This window comes from Acinetobacter sp. AS5 (assembly GCF_048957595.1).
Lineage (GTDB): Bacteria > Pseudomonadota > Gammaproteobacteria > Pseudomonadales > Moraxellaceae > Acinetobacter.
Genome location: NZ_JARDAL010000140.1, coordinates 1 through 1,072, shown reverse-complemented (window position 1 = coordinate 1,072; position 1,072 = coordinate 1). Strand labels below are relative to the sequence as shown.

Here is a 1,072-nt window from a genome sequence, read left to right as displayed (position 1 = left end):
TGCTGGCATATACAATTTAGATTGGGTGAAAGATAAACAATTAAATTGATTGAAAAATGATTTATGAAGGAAGTCTATTCAATACAGACTTTTTAATCGAATTTACGGTCAACAACATCAGCTCACCAACTCGAAGTCCATAATTGAGCATTAAGTGAATGATTAGGAAATTCCTAAATTGAGTTGGTCTATTTTTAAATGGATTAAAAGCATTAGTATTGTTAGAACTGCTAGGTGATATAGTTTCATAAAGAACTTTAACCATTTCATTTGTCATACTTTTAAACAGATACTTTTTTTCACCATGTATGGTTTTAGTGGATTTCTTAATAATCTTTTTCTTAATCTGGATATGTTTTTGAATATTTGATTTAATTTTTTCTATTTCTTTTCTATCTAGATGAGGGTGTTTCCTTACAGTCAGATAGTCATCCATAAGAAAAGTATAAAATTTCAAAAAAGAGCGGATTTTGTTGCTAATATTTATATAACTTACTTTACGATTTCCTCCTAAGTATGTGACATCGCTTAAGTCATTATTATTTTCGAGGTAAATGATAAAATTATCAATTTCTTCATAAGTAAGTTCAAAATTATAATTTGAAGAATAGAAAAATTCGCAGAAGGAAATAGAGTATTTTTTATACCAAAATATATACCAGTCTTTTAGTGCCATCAAATCAGAATATTGCGTAGATAAGCTTTGAAACCGTATCACTCTCAAGCTAAACAATAATGGGAATAAGCATGGGAATGTCGACTCAGTATTAAATAATAATTTGATTTCATTCTCATTAGATATCTTTTGTTCTAACTGGATACTTTTGACTTCAAACATAGTGAACTTCATGAACTAAAATTTAGGTCAACATATCATATTTTTGATTAGGAATTTTATTTCTATAAGTTATTGATATTAGGTAGAAGAAGTATAAATATGAAGTAAATGTTAGGTACTCATGATTTAACATAATATACATTATACGAAATACTATTGTTAGAACCCATTTAAAGTGTCTATATTCTCACCAATAAAAATGTCTGGTTTATGATGGTTTTTATCACCATGGAC

1 protein-coding gene is annotated in these 1,072 nt (G+C 27.4%); it reads right to left on the bottom strand.

Annotated elements, in window-relative coordinates; all coding sequences use genetic code 11:
- Window positions 1–61 precede the first annotated feature (61 nt).
- Window positions 62–838 carry an integrase gene (locus PV763_RS17625; protein ID WP_420938295.1) on the bottom strand — a complete coding sequence of 259 codons (777 nt, stop codon included), beginning with the start codon at window positions 836–838 and terminating at the stop codon, window positions 62–64.
- Window positions 839–1,072 lie beyond the last annotated feature (234 nt).